General features: G+C 71.5%; 16 protein-coding genes and 1 tRNA gene. All 17 read left to right on the plus strand.

Going from position 1 to position 24,749, the window contains the following annotated elements; all coding sequences use genetic code 11:
• A partial coding sequence (locus ACI6PP_RS10665) for a lysophospholipid acyltransferase family protein (RefSeq protein WP_421111484.1) occupies nucleotides 1-713 on the plus strand: 713 nt, incomplete at its 5' end.
• A 39-nt stretch (nucleotides 714-752) separates the two neighbouring features.
• Nucleotides 753-1,433 carry a hypothetical protein gene (locus ACI6PP_RS10670; protein WP_421111485.1) on the plus strand — a complete coding sequence of 227 codons (681 nt, stop codon included), beginning with the start codon at nucleotides 753-755 and terminating at the stop codon, nucleotides 1,431-1,433.
• Between the two features lie 173 nt (nucleotides 1,434-1,606).
• On the plus strand, nucleotides 1,607-3,241 hold the full coding sequence (locus tag ACI6PP_RS10675) for a hypothetical protein (protein WP_421111486.1): 1,635 nt from the start codon (nucleotides 1,607-1,609) through the stop codon (nucleotides 3,239-3,241).
• Nucleotides 3,242-3,395: 154 nt separating this feature from the next.
• Nucleotides 3,396-6,641, plus strand: a complete 3,246-nt coding sequence (locus ACI6PP_RS10680; protein ID WP_421111488.1) for a LamG-like jellyroll fold domain-containing protein — start codon at nucleotides 3,396-3,398, stop codon at nucleotides 6,639-6,641.
• Between the two features lie 74 nt (nucleotides 6,642-6,715).
• Nucleotides 6,716-6,795: transfer RNA gene (locus ACI6PP_RS10685), tRNA-Gln, on the plus strand.
• Nucleotides 6,796-6,835: 40 nt separating this feature from the next.
• Complete coding sequence (gene glmU / locus ACI6PP_RS10690; protein WP_421111489.1) at nucleotides 6,836-8,293, plus strand: bifunctional UDP-N-acetylglucosamine diphosphorylase/glucosamine-1-phosphate N-acetyltransferase GlmU; 1,458 nt, start codon at nucleotides 6,836-6,838, stop codon at nucleotides 8,291-8,293.
• The gene (locus ACI6PP_RS10695; protein WP_421111490.1) at nucleotides 8,290-9,270 is read left to right on the plus strand and encodes a ribose-phosphate diphosphokinase; all 981 of its coding nucleotides are present in this window, start codon (nucleotides 8,290-8,292) and stop codon (nucleotides 9,268-9,270) included. Before glmU ends, ACI6PP_RS10695 begins: the two co-directional genes overlap by 4 nt.
• Nucleotides 9,271-9,285: 15 nt before the next feature.
• Complete coding sequence (locus tag ACI6PP_RS10700; protein WP_421111492.1) at nucleotides 9,286-10,161, plus strand: glycosyltransferase family 2 protein; 876 nt, start codon at nucleotides 9,286-9,288, stop codon at nucleotides 10,159-10,161.
• Between the two features lie 203 nt (nucleotides 10,162-10,364).
• Nucleotides 10,365-11,054 carry a 50S ribosomal protein L25/general stress protein Ctc gene (locus ACI6PP_RS10705; protein WP_421111494.1) on the plus strand — a complete coding sequence of 230 codons (690 nt, stop codon included), beginning with the start codon at nucleotides 10,365-10,367 and terminating at the stop codon, nucleotides 11,052-11,054.
• Nucleotides 11,055-11,062: 8 nt separating this feature from the next.
• Nucleotides 11,063-11,653 carry an aminoacyl-tRNA hydrolase gene (gene pth, locus ACI6PP_RS10710; RefSeq protein ID WP_421111496.1) on the plus strand — a complete coding sequence of 197 codons (591 nt, stop codon included), beginning with the start codon at nucleotides 11,063-11,065 and terminating at the stop codon, nucleotides 11,651-11,653.
• Nucleotides 11,654-11,871: 218 nt separating this feature from the next.
• Nucleotides 11,872-13,332, plus strand: a complete 1,461-nt coding sequence (locus tag ACI6PP_RS10715; protein WP_421111498.1) for a sugar transferase — start codon at nucleotides 11,872-11,874, stop codon at nucleotides 13,330-13,332.
• A 170-nt stretch (nucleotides 13,333-13,502) separates the two neighbouring features.
• Nucleotides 13,503-15,023 carry a right-handed parallel beta-helix repeat-containing protein gene (locus tag ACI6PP_RS10720; protein WP_421111499.1) on the plus strand — a complete coding sequence of 507 codons (1,521 nt, stop codon included), beginning with the start codon at nucleotides 13,503-13,505 and terminating at the stop codon, nucleotides 15,021-15,023.
• Nucleotides 15,024-15,344: 321 nt separating this feature from the next.
• The gene (locus ACI6PP_RS10725; RefSeq protein ID WP_421111501.1) at nucleotides 15,345-19,796 is read left to right on the plus strand and encodes a PKD domain-containing protein; all 4,452 of its coding nucleotides are present in this window, start codon (nucleotides 15,345-15,347) and stop codon (nucleotides 19,794-19,796) included.
• 6 nt (nucleotides 19,797-19,802) lie between these two features.
• Nucleotides 19,803-20,948, plus strand: a complete 1,146-nt coding sequence (locus ACI6PP_RS10730) for a glycosyltransferase family 4 protein (protein ID WP_421111503.1) — start codon at nucleotides 19,803-19,805, stop codon at nucleotides 20,946-20,948.
• Nucleotides 20,945-21,901: a glycosyltransferase family 2 protein gene (locus ACI6PP_RS10735; RefSeq protein ID WP_421111505.1), complete on the plus strand. Its 957-nt coding sequence runs from the start codon at nucleotides 20,945-20,947 to the stop codon at nucleotides 21,899-21,901. Before ACI6PP_RS10730 ends, ACI6PP_RS10735 begins: the two co-directional genes overlap by 4 nt.
• Nucleotides 21,898-23,289: a hypothetical protein gene (locus ACI6PP_RS10740; RefSeq protein WP_421111507.1), complete on the plus strand. Its 1,392-nt coding sequence runs from the start codon at nucleotides 21,898-21,900 to the stop codon at nucleotides 23,287-23,289. The genes ACI6PP_RS10735 and ACI6PP_RS10740 overlap by 4 nt, the downstream gene beginning before the upstream one ends.
• A 5-nt stretch (nucleotides 23,290-23,294) precedes the next feature.
• Entirely contained in the window at nucleotides 23,295-24,746 is a 1,452-nt protein-coding gene (locus ACI6PP_RS10745; protein WP_421111509.1) for a tyrosine-protein kinase domain-containing protein, read from the plus strand.
• The last annotated feature ends 3 nt before the right edge of the window (nucleotides 24,747-24,749 follow it).

Here is a 24,749-nt window from a genome sequence, read left to right on the forward strand (position 1 = left end):
GTGCGGTGCTCGCGTGCAACCACACCGGCTACCTCGACTTCGCGCTCGCCGGCATCGCCGCTCGACGCAGCGACCGACTGGTGCGCTTCATGGCCAAGAGCGGGGTCTTCGAGATCCCGCTGGTCGGTGCGGCGATGCGGGCCATGCGGCACGTCCCCGTCGACCGCCTTCAGGGCGCGGGCGCCTACCGCCAGGCGAGCCGCGAGCTCGAGCGCGGCGAGGTCGTGGGCGTCTTCCCCGAGGCCACCATCAGCCGGTCGTGGACGCTCAAGCCCTTCCAGCCCGGCGCGGCGGCCCTCGCCCGGGCGCACGGGGTGCCGCTCGTGCCCGTGGTGGTCTGGGGCGGCCACCGGGTGCTCACCGTCGACGGACGCCGCGCCACGCGTCGGGGCGTCCCCGTCACCGTGCTGGTGGGGGAGCCGTTCGTCCCCGCGCCCGGCGACGACCTCGCCGCCGTGTCGGCCGAGCTCCGGGCCCGGATGCAGGCGCTGCTCGAGCGCGCCCAGGGCGAGTACCCCGACCCACCCCGCGACGGCGACGACCCCTGGTGGCTCCCGCACGCCCTCGGTGGCACCGCCCCCGAGCCCGCCGAGGCCGCCCGCCTCGACGCCGAGGCCCTCGACCGCCTCGCCGCCCGGACGGCCCGCACGGCGGCGCGTCGGGACCGTCGGCGGCGTGCGCGTTCGCACTCGCGGCGTCGGCGGTCCCAGTAGGCTCGGGCGGACACACGCCGACGACACGGGGGTTGCGACATGGCGGGCGAGGACGAGGGCGCGGGCACGACGTCGAGGACGCGCTGGTTGGTCGCGGGCGCCGCGCTCGTGGTCGCCGTCGTGGTCGTGCTGGCGCTCGCCCTGACCGGTGGCGACGACGACGAGCCCTCCGCCGGGGACGCCTCCGCGACGCCGAGCGCCACGCCCACCCTGTCGCCGGGTGCGACGACGGCGCCGACGGCGCCCAGCGGGGCCACCCCGACACCGACGGAGTCGCCCGCGCCGACGACGGGACCCACCGAGGCGCCGACGCCGATCCCGACGCGGTCGCCCGTGCCGATCGACGAGCCCGCCGAGTTCGGCGACGGCGTTACCGCGCGCATCGTCTCGGTCCGGTCGATCGAGGGCAAGGGGCAGGGCATCGGCGAGGTCGACGGACCGTCGCTCCTCGTCCGCCTCGAGCTCACCAACGACACCTCGCGGGCGATCCCGCTCGCCCAGTCCACCGTGAACCTGGCGTACGGGCGCTCCGGCGACCCCGCGCCGCCCCTGTTCGGGGACGAGCGCTCCAAGCCCTTCACCGGCAACCTCGCCGCGGGCGACTCGGCACGGGCGGCGTACGTGTTCAACGTCCCCGAGCGCCAGCGTGGACGCATCCAGGTGACCATCTCGCACGCGGCGCTCTCGCCGGTGGTGGCGTTCCAGGGCTCGGCCGACTAGTCCGTTCTGCCCCCGGCGTCCCGTCTCGCCGGGGTTGACGGCCTTCGTCCACCTGGACGTGGTGCGGGCGTGTCCGTCCCACCACAGGTGCGGTAACTTCCCGCGGAACGTTTCCCTGGCCCCGTCGTCGTGGCTACCTTCGGGCTCTCGCACCGCACCCGGGGGAGGCCGTCATGGCCCACAGCATCCTGTCCGTGCGGCGGGCCGTGCCCGCCGCCGTCGCCGCCCTGCTCGCGCTCGCGGTGGCGCCGACCGCCTTCGCCGACTCGGCGCCCACGAACCCGTCCGACCCGCGCACGCCGACGACGATCACCGCCGACGCGCTGCCCACCGTCCAGATCAACGGGGTCGCCTGGACGCAGGTCGTCGTCGGCAACACGGTCTACGCGGGCGGCAACTTCACCAGCGCCCGCCCCGCGGGGTCGCCCGCCGGCACCAACGAGACACCGCGGTCGTACCTGCTCGCCTACGACATCACGACCGGTGTGCTCAAGACCGGCTTCGCGCCCGTGCTCAACGGGCAGGTGCTGTCGCTGGCCGCGTCACCCGACGGCACCAAGATCTATGCCGGCGGCCAGTTCGACCGCGCCAACGGGGCCATCCGTTCGCGCATCGCTGCCTTCGACGCCACCACCGGGGCCCTCGACCCGACCTTCAAGCCGTTGGCGCAGACCACGGTCCGCAGCGTCGCCGTCACCGCCGACACCGTCTACTTCGGGGGAGACTTCGCCAAGGTCAACTCCATCGCGCGGGGCTACGTGGCCGCCGCGTCCCGGACGACCGGCGCCCTGCTGCCCTTCAACCCCGGCGCCAACGCTCCCGTCACGGCCATGACCCTCACCCCCGACCGCTCGACCCTCGTGCTCGGCGGGCGCTTCACGACCGTCGGCGGGGCCGCCGGCTACGGCATGGCCGCGGTCGACCCCGCCACCGGGGCCCGCCGGACGTGGCTCGCCAACCAGGTCGTCCGCAACGCCGGCTCGGCGGCCTCCATCACCTCGCTCACCGCCGACGGCGACAGCGTCTACGGCACCGGCTACGTCTTCGGCAGCGGCGGCAACTTCGAGGGGACCTTCCGAGCCCGCCCGAGCGACGGCGCCATCACCTGGCTCGAGGACTGCCACGGCGACTCCTACAGCAGCTACTCGCTCGACCAGGCCGTGTACGTCGTGGGGCACCCGCACCACTGCGAGAACATCGGCGGCTTCCCCGAGGTCACGCCGCGCGTGGCCCACCGCGGCGTGGCCTTCTCCAAGGCCGTGACCGGCCTCGTGCGCCCCAACAACCAGGGCGGCTACGCGAACTTCGCCGGTCAGCCCGCGCCCACGCAGCTGAACTGGTTCCCGACGCTGAACGTCGGCAGCTTCACCGGCCAGAGCCAGGCGGCGTGGAGCGTGGCGGGCAACGGCACCTACGTGACGTTCGCCGGCGAGTTCCCCGCCGTCAACAACCGGGCGCAGCAGGGGCTCGTGCGGATGTCGACGTCGACCCGCGCCCCGAACAAGGTCGGACCCGCCCTCACCAGCGACCTGACGCCCACCGTGACGTCGACGGTCCGCGGCGTCGTCACGGCTTCCTGGACCAGCGCCTCCGACCTCGACAACACGACGCTGACCTACCGCCTGATCCGCAACGGCGCGGTGGTCCGCACCCTCACCGGGGACAGCGTCTTCTACAGCCGGCCGCGGCTCAGCGCCACCGACACCGGCCTGACCCCCGGCGCCACCTACCGCTACCGGGTGTCGGCGACCGACCCGTTCGGCAACGTCGTCACGAGCCCGGAGGCGACCGTCGTGGCCCGCTCCTGAGACCGAGCCCACACCCCCGTGTCCGGTATCGGCGGAACGTCGCCGTCGGCGCTCATCCAGGTGGATGATCTTTCACCGATCGGGGACGGAGCCGGGGGTCGTCCTGGTTCCCTGAACACTGTTCGTGGCCTGTTTCCCGGGGGGGATCTCAGCAATGCTCGGTCTAGTTCGTCGGTGTGCGCGTCCGCTCGCGCTCGCCGTCCTCACCACGGCGGCGCTCGCCGTCCCGTCGCTCGCGTCCGCCGACTCGGCTCCGCGTGACCCGTCGGACGCCCGCACGCCCGCAACCGTCGCCGCCGACGCGCTGCCCACCACGCAGGTGGACGGCGTCGTGTGGTCGCAGGTCGTCGTCGGCAGCACCGTCTACGCCGCGGGCAGCTTCACCAGCGCCCGCCCGGCTGGTGTGCAGAAGGGCACCGGCGAGACGCCGCGGGCCAACCTGCTCGCCTACGACCTCGACACCGGCGTCCTCAAGACCGACTGGGCCCCCACCACCAACGGCCAGGTGCTCGCGATCACCAAGTCGCCCGACGGCTCCCGCCTGTACATCGGCGGCCAGTTCACCGACGTCAACGGCCAGGTCCGCTCCCGCATCGCGGCCCTCGACACCGCCACGGGCGCCCTCGTCGCCGGCTTCAAGCCGTTGGCCGGCACGACGGTCCGCTCGGTCGTCGCCACCGCCGACACCGTCTACCTCGGCGGCGACTTCGCCAAGGTCTCCAACGTCGCCCGCACGTACGCCGCCGCGGTCTCCGCCGCCGACGGCTCGGTGCTGGCGTTCAACCCCTCGCCCAACGCCGCCGTCCTGACGATGACGCTGACGCCCGACAAGTCGCGTCTGATCATGGGAGGCCGGTTCCAGACGATCGGCGGTGCGGCCGCCTACGGCATGGGCTCGGTGGACGTGTCCACCGGCGCCGTGCAGCCGTGGGCCGCCAACGCCATCATCCAGAACGGCAGCGCGCAGTCGGCGATCACCTCGCTCACCGCCGATGACGACAGCATCTACGGCACCGGCTACGACTTCGGCGCCGGCGGCAACTACGAGGGCACCTTCCGGGCCGATCCCTCGACCGGCTCGCTGGTGTGGATGGAGGACTGCCACGGCGACACCTACTCCTCCGCCCAGCGCGACGGCGTCGTCTACATCTCCGGGCACATCCACAGCTGCAGCAACATCGGTGGCTACCCCGAGACGAACCCCCGCAGCTGGCACCACGGCGTCTCGTTCTCCAAGGCGCGCACCGGCACGGTGCAGACCAACACCCAGAGCGGCTACAGCAACTTCGCCGGGCAGCCCGCGCCGAGCCTGCAGAACTTCTTCCCGAACTTCGGCATCGGCACCTTCACCGGTCAGGGGCAGGCCACCTGGAACGTCCAGACCACCTCCAAGTACGTCCTGTACTCCGGTGAGTTCCCGACCGTCAACGGCAAGATCCAGCAGGGCCTGGCGCGCTTCGCGTCCGCCGCCGACGCGCCCAATCAGGTGGGCCCCGCCGCGATCGCCGCGCCCACCGTCACGTCGCCGGCCGCCGGGACGGCACTGGTGCGCTGGACGACCACGTCCGACCGCGACAGCTCGAACCTCACCTACAAGGTCTACCGCGACGGCACCCTGGTGGGCACCAGCCGCAAGGACAGCACCTTCTGGCAGCTCTCCCAGATGAGCCTGGTCGACACCGGCCTGCAGGCCGGCCGCTCGTACGCCTACCAGGTCGTCGCCTCCGACCCCACCGGCAACACGGTGTCCAGCACGGCGACCAGCGTCACCGCGGCCTCCAGCGGGAGCAGCTCGCTGTACGACGCGTACTCGGCCACCGTGCTCGCCTCGCAGCCCGACACCTACTGGCGCCTGGGGGAGACCTCGGGCTCCACCGCCGCCGACCTCACCGGCAACGGCCGCACCGCCACCCTCCAGGGGCGCGGCAACCTCGGGTCCGCCGGAGCGATCACCGGGTCGACCAACGCCTCCCTCACGCTGGCGGCCAAGTCCGGCGCCACCAACGGCGGCTCGGGTGCAGGCTCGCAGGCCATCAACAACCCGGGTGCGTTCGCCACCGAGCTGTGGTTCAAGACGTCCAGCCGCTCCGCGCAGCGCCTGATCGGGTTCGGCAACCAGCGCTCGAACGTGTCGACGGTCGCCGACCGCGGCGTCGGCATCGGCGCGGACGGAACGCTGACGTTCGGCACCGAGTACGCCGGCACCCGCAACACCGTGTCGTCGAGCAAGTCGTACAACGACGGCGCCTGGCACCACGTCGCCGCGATGCAGAGCAGCGCCGGCATGAAGCTGTACGTCGACGGCGACCTCGTGGGCAGCAACGACGCCACCCGCGGGCTCGACTTCACCGGCTACTGGCGCGTCGGGTACGACGCGCTGACCAGCGGCGCCTCCCCCACCCCGCTCGTCGGGCAGGTCGACGAGGTCGCGATCTACTCCCGCGCCCTGAGCGCCGACGAGGTCGCCACCCACCGTCTGCGCGGTCTCGGCCAGTCGCCGAACGTGGCCCCGACCGCCTCGTTCACCGCGACGCCGAACCTGCTCGACGTCGCCCTGGACGCCTCGGCGTCGAGCGACAGCGACGGGTCGGTCGCCTCCTACGCGTGGGACTTCGGCGACGGCACCACCGGCACCGGCCGCACGACGAGCCACACCTACGCGGCCGCCGGCACCTACACGGTCACGCTCAAGGTCACCGACGACCGCGGTGCGACCTCGTCCACGACCCGCGACGTCGAGGCGAAGGCCTCGGTGCCCGTCCCGGCCCTGGCGGCCGACGCCTTCGGGCGCTCGACGACCTCGGGCTGGGGCACCGCCGACACCGGCGGCGACTGGGTGGTCGCAGGTGGCAAGACCAACTTCGCCACCGCCGGGTCGACGGGCACGATGTCGGCCCTGGCCGGTGCGTCCCTGCGGGCGACGCTCGGCGGTGTGAGCACCACCGACAGCGACACCACCGTCTCGGTCAGCCCCGACCGGATCCCGGTCGGCGGCGGCATCTCGCTCGGCGTCTTCGCCCGCGGCACCTCGACCGACGGCTACCGGGCCCACGTGGCCGTCTCCACCACCGGGACGGCGACCGCCTACGTGTCCAAGCTGGTCGGCGGCACCGCCACCACGGTCAAGTCCGCGGCGGTGAGCGGCCTGACCGTCGGCGCCGGCGACACGCTGCGCCTGCGCACGCAGGTGGTGGGCACCTCGCCGACGACGATCCGGTTCAAGGTCTGGAAGGCCGGCACCGACGAGCCCACGGCCTGGACCGTCGAGACCACGGACGACACCGCGTCGCTGCAGCAGGCAGGTGGGGTCGGTCTGTGGACCTACGCGAACCCCAACGTCACCAACGGGCCGCTGACGGCGACGTGGGACGACCTGCGCACCACCGCCCCCCAGGGCTGAGGCGTCCGGGGCGGCGGCGTCGAAGCCGCTGTCGCCTCGGACGCCCAGGTTCCGTACGCTGAGCGTCGAAACGATCCCCGGTTGGTCTGTCGGCAGGGCCCGCCGCACTTTGAATGCGGATCACGCGACGTAGGTTCGACTCCTACCCGGGGAGCCGAGTGACCGCACGTCCCGAACGACCAGGAGCCGCCGCCGTGCCCGACGCGCTGTCCGTCATCGTCCTCGCCGCGGGCGGTGGCACCCGGATGAGGTCACGGACCTCCAAGCTGCTCCACGCCGTGGGCGGCCGCTCGCTCGTCGGCCACGCCCTGTCGGCGGTCCAGGCGGTCGGTCCCGACCACGTCGCGGTCGTCGTGGGCCACGCCCGCGAGCAGGTCGAGCCGCACGTGCGGGAGCTGGCGCCGGAGGCGGTCACCGGTGTGCAGCACGAGCAGCTCGGCACCGGCCACGCCGTGCAGGTCGGCGTCGACGCCCTCGGCCCCGCGGCCCTGGCCGCCGGCACCACGGTCCTGGTGACCTACGGCGACGTGCCCCTGCTGAGCCCCGAGACGCTGCGGGCCCTCGTCGACGACCACGCGGCAGCCGGCCGGGCGGTCAGCGTCCTCACCGCCGACCTGCCCGACCCCACGGGCTACGGACGCATCGTGCGCGGCCCCGGTGGCGACGTGGAGCGCATCGTCGAGCAGCGCGACGCGACGCCCGAGGAGCAGGCGCTGCGCGAGGTCAACAGCGGCATCTACGCCCTCGACGGAGCCTTCCTCGTCGACGCGCTCGGACGCATCGGCAACGACAACGCCCAGCGCGAGTACTACCTCACCGACGTGGTGGCGATCGCGCGCGCCGACGGACTCGCGGTCGGCGCGCACCGGACCGACGACGCGTGGCAGACCGAGGGCGTCAACGACCGCTCGCAGCTCGCGGCCGTCGGCGCCGAGCTGAACCGCCGGATCCTGCGCACCTGGATGCGCGAGGGCGTCACCGTCGTCGACCCGGGCAGCACCTGGGTCGACGTCACCGTCGTGCTCGAGCCGGACGTCACCCTGCTGCCGGGCACGCAGCTGCACGGCGCCACCGAGGTCGCCTCGGGTGCCGTCTTGGGCCCCGACACCACGCTCACCGACGTCGTCGTCGGTGCCGACGCCACCGTCGTCCGCACCCACGGGTCGGGCGCCGTCCTGGGCGCCGGCGCCACCGTCGGGCCCTTCGCCTACCTGCGCCCCGGCACCGAGCTCGGCGTCGGCGGCAAGATCGGCACCTACGTCGAGACCAAGAACGCCCGCATCGGCGACGGCGCCAAGGTGCCGCACCTGTCCTACGTCGGCGACGCCGACGTCGGCGAGGGCAGCAACATCGGCGCCGGCACGATCGTCGCCAACTACGACGGCGTCGACAAGCACCGCACGACGGTCGGGCGGCACTGCCGCACCGGCTCGGACAACATCTTCGTCGCACCCGTGACGATCGGCGACGGTGCGTTCACCGGCGCCGGCACCACCGTCCGCGAGGACGTCCCACCCGGTGCGCTGGCCGTCTCCTCGGGACCCCAGCGCATCATCGAGGGCTGGGTCGCCCGCCGACGTCCGGGGTCCGCCTCGGACGAGGCGGCGCGCGCCGCGAGCCCCACCACCACCGAGGAGACGAGCCAGCCGTGACCGGACTCAAGCGCACCACCGAGAAGAACCTGATGGTCTTCTCGGGCCGGGCCCACCCGTCGCTCGCCGAGGAGGTCGTCGACCTCCTGGGCACCGGGCTCGTCCCCACCACGGCCTACGACTTCGCCAACGGCGAGATCTACGTCCGGTTCGAGGAGTCGGTGCGCGGGTGCGACGCGTTCGTCATCCAGAGCCACAACGCGCCGCTCAACGACGCGATCATGGAGCACCTGATCATGGTCGACGCGCTCAAGCGCGCCTCGGCCAAGCGCATCACCGTCATCCAGCCGTTCTACGGCTACGCGCGCCAGGACAAGAAGCACCGCGGACGCGAGCCGATCTCGGCCCGCCTGATGGCCGACATGTTCAAGGCGGCCGGCGCCGACCGGCTGATGACCGTCGACCTGCACACCGCCCAGATCCAGGGCTACTTCGACGGCCCCGTCGACCACCTGATCGCGATGCCGATCCTGGCCGAGCACGTCATGGCCAACTACGGCGGCGAGCCGCTCGCCGTCGTCTCGCCCGACGCCGGCCGGATCAAGGTCGCCGAGTCGTGGGCCGAGGAGCTCGGGGGAGTGCCCCTGGCCTTCATCCACAAGACGCGCGACGTCGACCGCCCCAACGAGACCAAGGCCAACCGCGTCGTGGGCGAGGTCGAGGGCCGCGTGTGCGTGCTCGTCGACGACCTGATCGACACCGGCGGCACCATCGTCCAGGCCGCCGACGCGCTCAAGGCCGCCGGTGCGGCCGACGTGATCATCGCCGCCACCCACGCGGTGTTCTCCGGCCCGGCCACCGACCGGCTGAAGAACTCCTGCGCCCGGGAGGTCATCGTCACCAACACGCTGCCGATCAGCGACGAGCGCCGCTTCGACAAGCTCACCGAGCTCTCCATCGCCCCGCTGCTCTCGCGCGCCGTCCGTGAGGTCTTCGAGGACGGCTCGGTCACGAGCCTGTTCAACGGCAAGGCCTGAGCCCTGGACCTCCAGGTGGCCGTGGTGGTGGTCAACTACGGCTCGCACGACCTGCTGGACGCCGACCACTTCGAGGCCCTGTCCGGCACCTCGGGGGTCGAGCTGGTGGTCGTCGACAACCTCCACTCCGCCGACGAGCGGGTCGCCGTGGCGCGGGTGTGCCGGGAACGCGGCTTCGACCTGCTCGCCCTCGACACGAACACGGGGTTCGGTGCCGCGGTCAACCGCGGCGTCGCGCACGCGCGCCGGTCACGGTCGCTGGACGCCGTGGTGCTGCTGAACCCCGACGCGGTGCTGGAGCGCGACGTCCTCGTCAGGCTCGCGGAGACCGTGGCGGCCGACGCCCCGCAGCTCCTATGCCCCACGGTGCTGAAGCGCGACGGCAGCACGTGGTTCGGCGGGGGCGAGCTGTTGATGGACCACGGGCGCACCCGGACCGCGGGGGTCGACGTCACCCGCGCGGAGCACCCCTGGGTGACCGGGGCCTGCCTGGCCTTCCAGCCCGACCTGTGGGACCGCCTCGGCGGGTTCGACGAGCGCTACTTCATGTACTGGGAGGACATCGACCTGAGCTTCCGTGCGCGGCGGCTGGGCGCGCGGGTGGTCGTCGACCGCGAGCTGACCGTGCTCCACGACGTCGGTGCGACCCAGGGCTCGGTGACCAAGAGCGACCTGTACCGCCGGTACAACTGCCGCAACCGCCTGCTGTTCGCCGCCGTCAGCCTTCCTCGTCGTCGCGCCGTCCGCTGGGTGCTGCACGCTCCTGGCTACGCCTGGCTGATCCTGCGGCGCGACGGCAAGCGCCCGCTCGTGCGCCGTCCGGTGTCGATGCTGTGGTCGGTGCTCCGGGGCACCGCCGAGGGCGTCGCGTTCGTGCTGAGGGGCCGGTAGGAGCCTCGCCGGGTGGCGCCTGCCCGCCGATTGTCCTCCCGATGCCGGTGTCCCGTAGGATGTTCAAGTTGCCTCGGCGAGGGTCGACGCCCTGTGCGTCACCGTGATCGACGCGGTGCTCGCTCCAGCGCGCACGCGACCGCGCCCAGGTTCCCTCTGACGAGAACCACCAGACGAGCACCGACGAGCAGGAGTGACACGCGATGTCCGAGACGATCATCCAGGCCGAGACCCGCACCGAGTTCGGCAAGGGCGCCGCCCGCCGCATCCGGCGCGCCGATCGCGTGCCCGCCGTGCTCTACGGCCACGGCACCGACCCCGTGCACGTCTCGCTGCCCGGCCACTCGCTGATGCTGGCGCTGAAGAACTCCAACGCGCTGCTGTCGATCGAGGTCGGCTCGGACAAGCACCTCGCCCTGCCCCGTCAGGTGCAGCGCGACCCGATCAAGGGCTTCCTCGAGCACGTCGACCTCCTCATCGTCCGCAAGGGCGAGAAGGTCTCGGTCGAGGTCCCGCTGCACGTCACCGGCGAGCCCGCCCCCGGCACCCTCGTGGTCACCGAGTACAACGAGATCACCGTCGAGGCCGAGGCCACGAACATCCCCGAGTCGGTCGAGCTGTCCGTCGAGGGCCTCGAGGCCGGCACCCAGATCCTGGCCTCCGAGCTCACCCTGCCCGAGGGCTCGACCCTCGAGCTCGACCCCGAGACGCTGGTCGTCAACATCACCCTCGCGCCCACGGCCGAGGAGATCGACGCCGAGCTGGCCGAGGCCGAGGAGGAGGCCGGCATCGAGCGCGACGAGGCCACCGAGACCTCCGGCGACGACGCTCCCGCCACCGCCGAGGCGAACGCCGAGGCCGGCGAGGGCGAGTCCTCCTCCGACGACGAGTGACCACCGGCGTGACCGAGGCCGTCGACGGGCCCTGGCTCGTCGTCGGCCTCGGCAACGCGGGCGCGAAGTACGCGGACACCCGGCACAACATCGGGGTCATGGTCTGCGACCTGATCGCCGGGCGGGTGGGCTCGTCCTGGAAGCGTGACCGGTCGGGCCTCGCCGAGGTGGTGGAGAGCCGCCTGGGCATCGGCGGCCCGCGGGTCGTCCTGGCACGGTCGCGCGGGTACATGAACGAGTCCGGCGGACCGGTCTCGGCGCTGTCGAAGTTCTACGGCGTGCCCGCTGGGCGGGTGGTCGCCGTGCACGACGAGCTCGATCTCGACCTCGGGCGCCTGCGGGTGAAGCTCGGGGGTGGTGACAACGGTCACAACGGTCTGCGGTCCATGAGGGCCTCGCTGGGCACCGGCGACTTCCTGCGCGTGCGGGTGGGCGTCGGACGCCCGCCCGGTCGTCAGGACCCGGCCGACTACGTGCTCAAACCCTTCGCACGCAGGGAGAACGCCGATCTGGACGAGGTCGTGGACCGCGCGGCGGACGCCGTCGGCGAGCTCGTGACGCACGGCCTCGAACACGTCCAGAACGCGTATAACAGGTGAATGTTGCTTCTGGTGCCTCGTCGGTGACCGGTGTCCGTTCTGCCTGGATCGGGAATCCTCAAGATCTTCGATGGGGGGTCCGCGGGCCCTCAGGTTCCTATAACATAGGCAGAGCCGGGAGGGGTTGAGGGTCGCAAGACCGTCTGTACCCACAGGGGTCCCGGAGCTCGTGTGTTCAGTGGGCCGGCGGGTCCAAATCGTGGTCTCGGAGACCTGCCGTGAGTTCTGCAGATCCTGACTTCGTCTTCTTCCGTGCGCCCTTCGTCCGCGAGGACCACTCGGTGTCCGGGGGACGCCTCGAGGTCGCGTCGTCGACGCCGTCGCCCTCGTCGCACCCGGGTGGGACGACCCGTGCCCGCCACAGCTCGCGGCTGGTCCGCGTGCTGGTCACCGTCGTCGTCACGTCGTGGGCCCTCTGGGCCCTGGGGCCCGAGGCCCTGACGACCTGGGCGGTCTCGGCCGCCGTGACCGTGCTCCTCGTCGCACGCACCACCTTCACGCCCAAGCTCGACGTCGCCAGCGAGGTGGCCTACGTCAAGCGCACCAGCGCACTGCTGCTGGTGCTGCTCCTCGTCCTGACGCTGTCCGGCGCGGTGCCGCTGGAGCCCGCCCGCGTCGTGTTCGCCGCAGGTGTGGTCAGCGCGCTCACCCTGCTGCTCGTGGCCGGTCTCCAGGGGCTGCGCGAGCCTCCTCGTCGCATCCTGCTCGTCGGGGACCGCAAGGCCGTCGGCGACCTGATCAGCCAGTGGCACCAGCACCCCAGCGTCGACATCCGCGGCGTCTGCCTCGACGACGAGTCCGCCGAGGAGAGCGGTGCGTCCGTCGACGGGGTGGCCGTCCTCGGCACCCTCGGCGACGTCTCGCTGCTCGCCGAGCGCCACGGCATCGACCAGGTGGTCGTCGCTCCCGGTCCGCGGATCTCCGCCTACGACGTCCGTCGTCTCACCTGGGGCCTGGAGCACGGTCGGACGGCTCTGGCCGTGGCGGCAGAGGTCCACGGCGCCACCCCGCACCGCATCGCTCCCGAGCTGATCGGACGACGTCTCGTCCTCGCCGTGAGCACGCCGCGACCCGGTGTGGTCCACCGTGCGATGAAGGCCGCCATCGACCGCGGCGTCGGGCTGGCCTTGCTCGCGCTCGTCGCGCCGGTGCTGATCGGGATCGCCGTCTGGGTCCGGGTCGACTCCCCGGGCCCGGCCCTGTTCCGCCAGGTCCGCACCGGGATCGGTGGCCGCGCGTTCACCATGTACAAGCTCCGCACCATGCACGTCGACGCCGAGGAGCGCCTGGCCGAGCTCCAGGAGATGAACGACGGTGCCGGCCTGCTGTTCAAGCTGCGCAACGACCCCCGCATCACCCGCGCGGGACGCACGCTCCGTCGGACCTCCCTGGACGAGCTGCCCCAGCTGATCAACGTCGTCCGCGGGGAGATGTCGCTGATCGGGCCGCGGCCCGGCCTGCCGTCCGAGACCGAGGCCTACGACGAGTGGATCGCGCGACGCCTGCGGGTCAAGCCCGGCATGACCGGCCTGTGGCAGGTCAGCGGGAGGTCCAACCTCGGGTGGCACGAGTCGGTGCGCCTCGACCTCGACTACGTCGACAACCAGACCCTTCGCGACGAGTTCGCGATCGCGTACAAGACGCTCCGCGCCGTCATCCAGCGCGACGGTGCGATGTGAGCCGGGCCACACGGCGGTCCTCCTGACCAGCACGGACGCGTCAGGTCACGGGTGATCCTCGACACGGGCTTGGACTGAGCCCGAAATCTGTATTACGTTCGTCGATCGTTGCACCAAACGACGCGGGGGCGTCGTCCCGATGAACGACGACGACCTAGAGGACTCCTCCAGTGCGCCATGCTGCCAACGCCCACGTCGACCCTAACCCCGTCACCAGCCCAGCCGGAACCCACCGGAGCGACCAGCCGTCGTCGCGACCTCGGTGGAAGATCTGGATCGCGTGCCTCGCGGCGGTCGCCACCGCCGCGGCCGGAGGCGGCGCGGTGTTCGCCTCGGCGGCCACGCCGGCGTTGACCTCCCCGTTCGAGGTGCGGGCGGGCACGATCCGCCCGGCGGGCGGCACGCCGGTCCCGTCGAGCAAGACCGACGTGGCCCTGTGGTCCAACGGCAGCCGTGCCTCGATCACGTTGAAGGGGGCCGGTGAGCTGAAGATCGGTGCGATCGGTTCCTACTGCCAGGACTGGCCGATCCTCGACATCCGGGTCGACGGGAAGTTCTGGTGGCGCACCAAGATCGTCGACGCCAAGCGGTACGGCTCCTACACGACCGGCGGCAAGGTGCTGCCGGCCGGCTCCCACGACGTCGAGATCACGCTCGCGAACGACTTCACCGCCAACGGCTGCGACCGCAACGCGTTCGTCTCGGACGCCTGGATCACGCCGAGCTCGGGCAGCCCGGCCCCCACCACGCCCGCGCCGACCACGCCGGCGCCGACCAAGCCCGCGCCGGTCAAGCCCACGCCGACCCCGGTCAAGCCGACGCCGACGCCGGTCAAGCCCACGCCGAGCAAGCCGGCCCCCACGACGCCGGCGCCGACCACCCCCGCTCCCACCACCCCGCCGGCCTCGGGGCAGGGGCCCGGTCCGTCCAACACCGGCGTGCCCGACGGCACGAAGCTGACGGTGCACCAGGGCGACCTGACGATCACCCAGGACGGAGCCGTCATCGACGGTCTCGACGTCCGCGGATTCGTCGACGTCCGCGCCGACCGGGTCACCATCAAGAACTCCGTGATCCGCGGCGGGCAGACCGGCAAGGTCAACCGCTCGCTCGTGGGTGCTCACGGAGGCCAGCAGGGCCTGCGGATCGTCGACACCACGCTCGTGGGTGCCTACCCGTCCCCGTACCTCGACGGGCTCAAGGGCAACAACTTCGTGGCCGACCGGGTCGACATCTCGAACGTGGTCGACACCGCGGTGATCTTCGGCTCCAACGCGACCATCCAGAACTCGTGGCTGCACGGCAACAAGCACTTCTCGCCGGACCCGCGCCAGCCGGACAACAAGAGCCACGACGACAACGTCCAGATCGAGGGTGGCTCGAACATCCGCCTGACCAACAATCGTCTCGAAGACGCCAACAATGCGGCGGTGATGGTCACCCAGAATTGGGGTCGCACCGCTAATGTCGTATTCAGTGGAAACATTCTTTCTGGTGGCAGCTGCACGATCAATGTTTCCGAGCAGGCCAAGGGCCCGATCAACAATCTCTCCATTTCCTCGAACAAGTTCGGCCCGTCGCGCTTCCAGGGCGAGCGTTGCCCGATGAGGGTGCCCCGGTCGTCCAAGGTCGCCGTGAACGGCAACACCTGGGTCAGCAACGGCCGGCCCGCGCTGGCCAACGGCTTCTAGCGCGGACCGCACCACGCGCCCGGACACCTCGTGCAGGTGTCCGGGCGTCGTGCTGCCGCGCCAAGATCAAGATTTCCTCAAGAATTCGCTATTACCCGGCGCCGCCGAAATGTCGCAAGAGCCGTGACCAATGTCTCCTGAAAGGCATTCGACTGCTCCGTTCGAGTGACCTGACGCGCATTTGGGGGAGCCTGTGCGCGAGTCGTCCTCATCCATATTGATGAATCTTGGGTCGCGTACCCGGCAAAGCGTGAAAACCCTCCGGAGGCCATGTCCGCCCCGCCTACAGTTGGGTGGTCATCACTTAGCTCGGGGGTCCCTGTGTTCAGCAAGTCTTCGTCCTGGCGCCGCGGCGCCGCGGCAGCCACCGTCAGCGCGCTGCTCGCCGGTCTCGGCCTGGCGGGCCTGTCGCCCGCCGCCGTCGCCGACACCGCTCCCGACGCCGGCACGCCGGAGACCGTCGCGGCCGACCAGCTGCCGACCGCGCAGATCGACGGCGTCGGCTGGAGCCAGGCGATCGTGGGCAACACCGTGTACGTCGGCGGCAAGTTCACCAACGTCCGCCCCGCGGGGGCGGCGGCCGGCACGAACACGACCACCCGCAACAACCTGATGGCCTACGACGTCCGCACCGGGGTCAACATCGCCTCTTTCGCGCCCGACCTGAACGGGCAGGTGCTCGCCGTCGCGGCCTCACCCGACGGCTCGCGCGTCTACGTCGGCGGTGACTTCACGGTCGCCAACGGCCAGTCCCGGTCTCGCGTCGCCGCCTACAGCACGGTCACCGGCCAGCTGATCTCGACGTTCGCCCCGACGGCGTCCACGCAGGTCCGCTCGATCACCGCGACGAACACCACGGTCTACCTCGGCGGCAACTTCCAGAACGTCAACGGCGTCACCCGCACGTACGCCGCCGCGGTCAGCGCCGCCGACGGTCAGACCCTGGCCTGGAACCCCGCACCCAACGCGCCCGTCAACGCGCTGACCCTGAACAAGTCCGGTTCCAAGGTCGTCATGGGCGGTCGCTTCGACGTCCTCGCCGGTGGACAGGCCCTGGGCCTCGGTGCCGTCGACCCCGTCACGGGCGCCGAGGTGCGGTGGGACACGCGCAACCAGATCAAGTCCTACGGCCCCGGTGCGTCGATCAACTCGCTCGCCACCGACGCCGACGGCGTCTACGGGACGTCGTACAACTTCTACGGCACCGGCAACCTCGAGGGCACCTTCCGGGCCGACAACGAGACCGGCGCGCTGCTGTGGGTCGACGCCTGCATGGGCGACACCTACTCGGTCGCCCCCGCCAAGGACGTCGTCTACACCGCGAGCCACAAGCACTACTGCGAGAACATCGGCAGCTTCCCCGAGACCAACCCGCGCTCGCACTACCACGCGCAGGCGTTCACCAAGCAGGCCACCGGAACGGTCAAGCCGATCGGTGGATTCGGTGACCTCTTCGGCCTGCCGAGCCCGACCTACACCCACTGGCAGCCCATCTTCACCACGGGCAAGGTCACGGGCCAGGGCCAGGCCGGCTGGTCGGTCGCGACGTCGGCCAACGACGACTACGTGACGTACGCCGGCGAGTTCCCGGCCGTGAACAACAACGCCCAGGCGGGCCTGGTCCGCTTCGCGAAGAAGTCCATCGCGCCGAACAAGCGCGGGCCCAACGCGAACGACGGACTGACCCCGACCGTGATCGCGCAGGGATCCAAGGCCGTCCGCGTGTCCTGGCAGTCGACCTACGACCCGGACAACGAGAACCTGACCTACAAGGTCTACCGCAACTTCAAGTCGACGGCGGACACGCCCGTCTACACCGTGACGAGCAAGTCGGCGATCTGGAAGCGCCCGCAGATCGGCTTCATCGACAAGACCGCCGTGCCCGGTGCCACCTACAACTACCGGGTCTACGTCAGCGACCCGTTCGGCAACACCACCAGCCGCGGGGCCACGATCATCGACGTGCCCGCCTCCTCGGACACCAGCGCCTACCAGGACGCCGTCCAGGCCGACGAGCCCAAGGCCTACTACCGGCTGGGCGAGCCCTCCGGTGCGACCGCCTACGACTACGCCGGCTTCAACGACGCGACGGCAGGTGCGGGAGTCTCCCGTGGGACCGCCGGCGCGGTGGGTGACACCGACAAGGCGTCGAGCTTCAACGGCACCGACACGGGCTTCGCGGCGAGCAAGGACGTGCAGCAGGCCCCGAACACCTTCACCACCGAGGGCTGGTTCCGCACCACGTCCACCTCCGGCGGCAAGGTGCTCGGCTTCGGCTGCTCCGCGACCGGCAACTCCGGCTGCTACGACCGCCAGGTCTACCTCGACAACGAGGGCCGCGTCTTCTTCGGCGTCTACCCGAACTACGTCGCCACGCTGAACTCCTCCGCCGGCTACAACGACGGCCAGTGGCACCAGTTCCAGGCCAGCCTGGGCTCGGACGGCATGAAGCTCTACCTCGACGGCAAGCGCGTCGCCGCCCGTGGCGACGTCACTTCCGGCCAGGACTACAGCGGTGTCTGGCGCATCGGTGGCGACAACCTCGGTGGATGGCCCAACCAGCCCGGCAGCTACTACCTCAACGGCGACATCGACGACGTCGCGATCTACGACAAGGTGCTGACCCGCACCGACGTGGTCGACCACTACAACGCCAGCGGCCGCACCGTGCCGGGCTCGGTCGCGCCGTCCGACGCCTACGGCGCCGCGGTCTACAACCAGGAGCCCGACCTGTACTGGCGCCTCGACGAGGCGTCGGGGTCCACGGCCACGGACTCCGGTCCGAACGGCACCAACGGCAACATCCAGGGTGGTGTGTCGCTGGGTCGCGACGGTGCGCTCAAGGCCCAGTCGCGCACGGCTGCCGGCTTCAACGGCTCCGACGGCCTCGTGGTCTCGCAGAACCGCGTCAGCAACCCCAGCACCTACAGCGAGTCGCTCTGGTTCAAGACCACGACGACCCGCGGCGGCAAGCTGATCGGGTTCGGTGACGGCACGCAGGGCACCTCGGGCAACTACGACCGCCACGTCTACATGCAGGACGACGGCCGCCTGGTCTTCGGCGCGTGGACCGGCCAGGCCAACGTCATCACCACGCCCACCTCCCTGAACGACGGGTCGTGGCACCAGGTCGTGGCCATGCAGTCCAGCGACGGCATGAAGCTGTACGTCGACGGGGCCCTGGTCGGCACCAACCCGCAGACCGCCGCGCAGCCCTACGACGGCTACTGGCGCATCGGTGGCGACAACACCTGGGGCTCCTCCAGCGCCTTCTTCGACGGCACGCTCGACGAGGTCGCCGTGTTCGGCAAGGCCCTGTCGGCCGACACCGTCAAGTCCCTCTACGACCTGGGTGCGGGCACCGCGCCGGCGAACGTGAAGCCCACCGCGGCGTTCACCTCCTCGGTGAGCGACCTGACGGCGTCGTTCGACGGGTCGGGCTCGACCGACTCCGACGGCACGGTCGCCTCGTACGCCTGGACCTTCGGTGACGCGGACACGAGCACCGCGGCCAAGCCCGACCACACGTACGCCTCGGCGGGCACCTACTCGGTGAAGCTGACCGTGACCGACGACAAGGGTCTGACCGACTCGGTCACCAAGGACGTGACGGTCACCGCGGCCAACGTGAAGCCCACCGCGGCGTTCACCTCCTCGGTGAGCAACCTGGCGGCCTCGTTCGACGGATCGGGCTCGACCGACTCCGACGGCACCGTGGCGTCCTACGCCTGGACCTTCGGCGACGGCGGCACGAGCACGGCGGCCAAGCCCGACCACACGTACGCCTCGGCGGGCACCTACTCGGTGAAGCTGACGGTGACCGACGACAAGGGTCTGACCGACTCGGTCACCAAGGACGTCACGGTCACCGCGGCGAACGTCAAGCCCACCGCGGCGTTCACCTCGACGGTGAGCGACCTGAAGGCGTCGTTCGACGGGTCGGGCTCGACCGACTCCGACGGCACGGTGGCCTCGTACGCGTGGGAGTTCGGTGACGGCGGCACGAGCACGGCGGCCAAGCCCGAGCGCACCTACGCCTCGGCGGGCACGTACTCGGTGAAGCTGACGGTGACCGACGACAAGGGTCTGACCGACTCGGTGACCAAGGACGTCACGGTCACCGCCGCTCCTCCGGTCACGTCCGACCTCGCGAAGGACACCTTCGCCCGCACGCTCGCGAGCGGATGGGGCAACGCCGACAAGGGCGGCGCCTGGTCCCTCGTGGGCGCGGCCTCGCGGTTCGAGGTCGGCAACGGTGCGGGTCTGATGAAGGTGCCTGCCGGGTCCACCCCGGGCGCCTACCTGCCCGGTGTCAGCAGCGGGAACACCGACACGACGGTCAACCTCTCGCTCGACCAGGCCGTCACCGGTGGCGGCATCTACGCCTACGTCACCGGTCGAGGGACTGCGACCAACGCCTACCGCGCCCGGGTCAAGGTGAGCGCGAACGGTGCGCTCAACCTGGCGCTGTACAAGGTGGTCGGCGGGACGGAGACGGCGCTCACCTCGGTGACGCCGAGCGGCGTGACCTACGCGGCGGGTGACACCCTGCGCATCCGGCTGCAGGTGAACGGCAGCGGCACCACCACGGTGCGTGCGAAGATCTGGAAGGGTTCCACGGAGCCGACCACGTGGCAGACGAGCACCACCGACTCCACGGGCGCGCTCCAGGGCCTCTCCGGTGTCGGGCTCTCCAGCTTCGTGTCGTCCTCCGCCACGACGTCGCCGCTGACGTTCCGCTACACCAACCTGATCGTCTCGCCCGTGAACTGAGGTCACATGACGTCGACGCCCCGCGTGCTGGTCACGCACCCGAGCGCCGACATGTACGGATCGGACCGAGTCCTGCTGGAGTCGGTCGAGGGGCTGGTCGCCTCGGGCTGGGACGTCACCGTCACGGTCCCGGCGGCCGGCCCCCTCGTGCAGGAGGTGCTGTCGCGGGGCGCGGGAGTCGAGATCTGCGAGGCCCCGGTGCTCCGCAAGTCCATGCTGTCGCCGAAGGGGCTCGTGCGGCTGGCCTACCGTTGCCTGCGCGACGGCGTCCGGGGCCTCCGCCTCATCCGGCGCGTGGACCCCGACGTGGTGCTCGTCAACACGGTCACCGTGCCGCTCTGGCCGCTGCTCGCGCGGCTCGCCCGTCGCACGGTCGTGGTGCACGTCCACGAGGCCGAGGCCTCGGCGCGTCCCCTGCTGCGACGCGTCCTGGGTGCGCCCCTGCTGCTCGCCCACCAGGTGATGGTCAACAGCCAGTTCAGCCTGGGAGTCCTGCTCGACTCCTGGCCCCGGATCGGCGGGCGCTGCACGGTCGTGCTCAACGGGGTCCCCGGACCCTCCGAGGTCACCTCCCCGCGCGAGAGCCTCGACGGGGGAGTCCGCCTGCTGTACGTCGGACGGCTCTCCCCGCGCAAGGGGGTGGACGTCGCGGTCGAGGCCGTCGCCGAGCTCGGTCGTCGTGGGGTCGAGGCGAACCTCGACGTCGTGGGAGCCGTCTTCCCCGGGTACGAGTGGTTCGAGGAGGAGCTCCGCGACGCCGCAGCGCCCCTGGAGGGACGCGTCCGGCTCCACGGCTTCGCGACGTCGGTGTGGCCCTACCTCGAGGCGGCGGACGTCGCGCTCGTGCCGTCCCGGCTCGACGAGCCGTTCGGGAACACCGCGGTCGAGGCCGTGCTGGCCGCACGCCCCCTCGTCGTCAGTGCGACGAGCGGGCTGCTGGAGGCCGCCTCGGGATACCCGACCGCCCGTTCGGTGGGCCCGGGCGACCCGCTCGCGATCGCCGACGCCGTCGAGGCCCTGGTCGCGGACTGGACCGACGTGCGCAGGCTGACCTCGACCAGTCGAGCCATAGCGAACGACAGGCACGCTCCGTCGGTCTATGGTCGTCAGGTGTCCCAGATCGTCGAGCAGGCGAGCCGGAGCCGTCGGTGACGGGTCCGGCCCTGCCGCACGTCGTCGTGGCGGTGCTGACCTACAAGCGCCCCGGTGACCTCGCGGCAGCCCTGCCGCTCCTGGTCGACCAGGTCCGTGACGCCTCCGACCTCGCGGGGTGCGAGGTGCTGGTCGTGGACAACGACCCCGAGGCGAGCGCCCGAGCCACCGTCGAGGCCTGGCCCGACCCCGAGGTCGGCTACGCCCACGAGCCCACGCCCGGCATCGCCGCCGCGCGCAACCGGGCCCTCGACGTCGCCTCCGGCGCCGACGCCCTCGTGTTCATCGACGACGACGAGCGACCCTCCGAGCACTGGCTGAGGCTGATGGTCCAGACGTGGCGGGACGGCGACTGGACCGGAGTCGTCGGCCCCGTGGTGTCGGAGTTCGCGGCCGAGCCCACACCGTGGGTGGCCGCGGGCCGGTTCTTCGACCGTCGGCGCCTCCCCACCGGCACGACCGTCGACGTCGCCGCGACGAACAACCTGCTCCTCGACCTGCCCCGGCTCAGCGACTCCGGGGTCCGCTTCGACGAGGACTTCGGCCTCAGCGGTGGTTCGGACACGCTGTTCACCCGCCAGCTCGTCTCGACCGGGCACCGCCTGGTCTGGTGCGACGAGGCGTGGGTGGTCGACGTCGTCCCCGAGGACCGCCTGACACGGGGGTGGGTGCTCCGGCGGGCCTTCCGCAGCGGCAACTCCTGGTCGCGCACCACGCTGGCCCTGAGCCGGGGGAGGGGCCACCGGCTCGTCGACCGTGGCCGACTGCTGGTGCCGGGCACGGTCCGTGCCGTCGGCGGTCTGGGCCGGCTCGTGCTGGGCCTGCTCTCGTCGTCCGCGGAGCGCCAGGCCCGCGGCGCGCGGACGCTCGCCCGTGGTGCCGGCATGACCTCCGGAGCGTTCGGGTACGTCTACCGGGAGTACAGCCGCAGCCGTGGTCGGAGCCGCAGGTGAGCGGCCTGCTGTCGGGCCCCTCGGTGGACCGGCTCGTGCTGCTCCTCGCGGTGCTGGCCGTCGGACTCGTCTCCTGGCTGTTCCTGCGTCGGCGCCCCGGCGTCCTGGTGGTGCTCTGGTGCGTCGTCGCCGGCTTCGTGCCGTTCTGGTTCGGGGTCACCGCGCGGGTCTACATCCAACCGCTCACCGTGGTCGGGGCGCTCATCATCGCCTGCGCCATCGGCCGCACCAGGACGTCCCTGGGGTGGCCCGACCTGGCCGTCGGGATGCTCTTCGTCTCCTGCGTGGCGCCCGTGCTGATCGGAGCCGGGACGGCGTCCAGCGTGTTCACCATCGTCACCCAGTGGGGCCTTGGCTACACCGTCGGCCGCATCCTTCCTCTCATGGCGGGCCTGGACCGGGTCCACCTCGTCGCCGGCGCGGTGGCCGCCGCCGTCGGGGTGGGAGCGGTCGTCGAGTTCGTCCTCGGCTGGAACCCCTTCGTGGAGCTGCCGGTCGCCAACGAGCTGTACGCCAAGTGGGGGAACCTGCAGGAGCGCGGTGGCATCATCCGTGCCGAGTGGGCGTACGGCCACTCGATCGCGCTGGGCGCGTGCCTGGCGCTGGCCGTGCCGTTGCTGCTGGCCGCGCGGATCCGGTCCTCGACCCGCGCCCTCCTTCTGGTCCCCATCGTCGCCGGCGCCGTCGTCAGCTTCAGCCGCATCGGCATCGTCTGCACCGTCGCCGGCATCGTCCTGTCCGTGCTGTTCCTGCCCAACGACCTGACGCGGAGGCTCCGCGCGGTCGTGGCAGGGGTCCTCGTGCTGGGGGCCGTGGTCGCGACGCCGATCATCACGTCGACCTTCGCGTCAGCCGGCAGCGAGGCGACCAACAGCGCGGCCTACCGGGGCAACCTGTCGTCGCTGATCCCGTCGGTGTCGATCTTCGGCTTCTCCGACGCCGCCCAGCGGACCGGCAGCGGAGAGCTCTACTTCGGTCGCTTCCAGTCCATCGACAGCGCGCTGATCCTGCTCGGGCTCACCTACGGCTGGGTGGCCCTCGTGATCGCGGTGGGCCTGCTGGCCGCCGCGGGATGGAGCGTGGTCACCCGGCACGCCACGCCCGCCACCGTCGCCGTGGTGGCCCACGTGCCGGCCCTGGTCACGGTGGCGCTGATCACCCAGTACGCCATCTTCTTCTGGTTCGTGGTCGGCGTGGCCGTGTGCACCGCGGTCGAGGGTCGGACGAGGGGGCGAGACCTCGAGCCCGATCTCCTCCAGATTGATGACGCGAAGTCAGACAACTTCGCCCGAAACCGCTCCTGGGTCGGCTACCGTGATGACACCGCCACGGGGGTCCCGTCCCCATCGTGGTCACCCCGGGATCCGCTCGGGAGGTCAAGGGGGTAGTCCGCGTGAGTCCAACCGATCTGCTGCGCACGCTGCGCCGGCGGTGGATCACCATCGTCGCCACGGTCGTCCTGGTGATGGTGGGTGCGGGGGCGGCCTCGCTGCTGGCCACGCCCCTCTACGTTTCGACGTCGAGCCTGTACTTCTCCCTCCCGTACGGCAGCTCGGCCAACGATCTCTCGCAGGGCTCGACCTACACGCAGGCCCAGATGCAGTCGTACGCCAACCTCGCGACCTCGCCCGCCGTGCTCACCCCGGTCATCGACGAGCTGGGGCTCACCGGCACCCCGCGACAGCTGGCGGGACGGGTGTCGTCGACCACCTCGCCCGACACCGTCATCCTCCAGATCCAGGTGACCGACCGCTCGCCGTCCCAGGCCGCGAGGATCTCCAACGCGGTCGCCGCGCAGCTGCGCGTCGTGACCCGGGACCTCGCGCCGCAGGACTCCAAGGGCGACCCCAGCGTCGACGTCGCCGTGATCGGCGCCGCGCAGGCTCCCGCGTCCCCGTCCTCCCCGAAGACCACCCGCAACCTCGCCGCGGCGCTCGTCGCCGGCCTCGGCCTCGGCCTCGGCCTGGCCCTGCTGCGGGAGAAGTTCGACAACCGGTTGCGCGACGCCGCCGCGGTCGCGCGGGTCACGCAGGTGCCGATCATCGGGACCATCGAGCGGTCGCGCTCGTTCGCCCGCTCCCACCTCGTCGTCCGCGACTTCGCCCGGACCCCGTCCGCGGAGGCCTACCGCATCCTGCGCAGCAGCGTCGACTTCCTCGCAGTGGGACGCCGGCCCATCCGCCTGGTGGTGACCTCGTCGGTCCCGTCCGAGGGCAAGTCCACGAGCGCGGTCAACCTGGCCTACGCGTGTGCCGAGGCCGGTCAGCGGGTGCTCCTGGTCGACGCCGACCTGCGCCGCGCCTCGGTGGCCGAGTACCTCGGACTCGAGGGCGCCGCGGGTCTCACCACCGTCCTCGCCGGCCGCGCCGAGGTCGACGACGTGGTCCAGCCGATCGGGCTCGACGTGACGCTGGACGTCCTGACGTCCGGCCAGCTGCCCCCCAACCCGAGCGAGCTGCTCGGTTCGGAGGCGATGGCCGACCTGCTCGACGACCTCGACGAGCGCTACGACGTCGTGATCTTCGACGCGCCCCCGCTGCTCCCCGTGACCGATGCCGCCGTCCTGGCGAGGCTGACCCTCGGCGCGATCGTCGTCGCGGCCGCGGGCACCGTGCGCTCGCACCAGCTGCGGCACTCGATGGAGCTGCTCGAGCGGTCGGGGGCCCACGCGCTCGGCGTCGTGCTCACGCGCACGCCGCCCACCAAGGCAAGTGCGTACTACGGGTACGTCAGCGAGGAGGAGGCAACCACCGTCCCGCGCCTGGTCGCACGTGACATGCTGGCTGCCAGCAGAGCCGACGACGAGACCCCGCGCCTGCGGTCGGTCGCGGGTCGGCACAGCTGACCT

The sequence above is a fragment of the Solicola agrisoli genome (assembly GCF_049059935.1).
Taxonomy (GTDB): Bacteria; Actinomycetota; Actinomycetes; order Propionibacteriales; family Nocardioidaceae; genus JAURVT01.